General features: G+C 68.9%; 1 pseudogene. It reads right to left on the minus strand.

Features of this window, described 5'->3' with window-relative positions:
* Positions 1–280 (minus strand): annotated as a pseudogene (locus EN859_RS37655) (glycosyltransferase family 2 protein); the annotation flags it as partial.

Below are 280 nucleotides of genomic sequence, written 5' to 3' on the forward strand. Positions count from 1 at the left end.
GTCATGTTGCAGCCGAGCACGAAGCCGCCCGGATGGACGGCGTGCGTCAGCCGCTCGCGCTGGTCGCAGCGCTTGACGGTGAAAGGCAGGTCGCGCGCGTCGCCGATCTCGACGCGGCCGCCGCGGATCAGCCATTTCTCGCCGCTCGCATAGTGCCGCTCGAGGTCGACGAGGTAGTTGCGTTCGAGCCGGCAGTCGTCGTCGACGAACACCAGCACCCGCCCGCGTGCCCACGCGGAGCCTCGATGTTGCGCGCAACCGCTTGTCGGCTCTCGGTTTC

The sequence above is a fragment of the Mesorhizobium sp. M00.F.Ca.ET.216.01.1.1 genome, from assembly GCF_004010325.2.
Classification (GTDB): Bacteria; Pseudomonadota; Alphaproteobacteria; order Rhizobiales; family Rhizobiaceae; genus Mesorhizobium.